Source organism: Streptomyces marinisediminis (genome assembly GCF_026262575.1).
Classification (GTDB): Bacteria; Actinomycetota; Actinomycetes; order Streptomycetales; family Streptomycetaceae; genus Streptomyces; species Streptomyces marinisediminis.
Genome location: NZ_JAPKFL010000097.1, coordinates 1 through 840, shown reverse-complemented (window position 1 = coordinate 840; position 840 = coordinate 1). Strand labels below are relative to the sequence as shown.

At 66.9% G+C, this 840-nt stretch carries 1 pseudogene; it reads left to right on the top strand.

Annotation, left to right across the window (positions count from 1 at the left end):
- Window positions 1-51 precede the first annotated feature (51 nt).
- A pseudogene (locus OSB71_RS24230) lies at window positions 52-840 on the top strand (IS3 family transposase); the annotation flags it as partial.

Genomic DNA, 840 nt, shown 5'->3' with positions numbered 1-840 from the left:
TGAACCGCCCCGGGTCGAATAGAGACTCGATTTCATGCGAGGATTCGAGTCATGGCACGACCTTCTTCCTACCCTCCTGAGCTGCGCAGGCGCGCGGTGCGCATGGTCGCCGAGATCCGCGGCGACTACCCGACCGAGTCCGCCGCGATCAACGCGGTCGTCGCGAAGCTGGGCATCAAAACGCGCGAGACGCTGCGCAAGTGGATCCGCCAGGACCAGATCGACACCGGGCAGCGGCCGGGGACGACAACAGAGGAGTCCGCGCAGATCAAGGCGCTGAAGAAGGAGAACGCCGAGCTGAAGCGGGCGAACGAGATCCTCAAGGCCGCAGCGAGTTTCTTCGCGGCCGAGATCGACCGGCCACACACACGCTCGTAGCCTTCGTCGACGAGCACCGGGGCCGCTTCGGCGGTGTCGATCCGATCTGCCGCGTGCTGACCGAGCACGACTGCAAGATCGCCCCCTCCACTTACTACGCCCACAAGAAACGGCTGGCCGAACCGTCCGCGCGGCAACAGCGCGACGCCGGGCTGAAGGAGCTGATCAAAGAGGTCTACACATCCAACTACCGTGTCTACGGGGCCAGGAAGATCTGGCGCGAGCTGAACCGCCAAGGCCACGAGGTGGCCCGCTGCACCGTCGAGCGCCTCATGCGCGAGCTGGGCATCACCGGCGCCGTCCGCGGCAAGAAGCACGTCACCACCATCCCGGACCAGACCGCCGAGCGGGCACCGGACCGCGTCGAGCGCAACTTCCTCGCCCCCGCACCGAACCGCTGCTGGGTCGCGGACTTCACGCACGTGGCGACCTGGGCCGGCGTCGTCTACGTCGCCTTCGTCG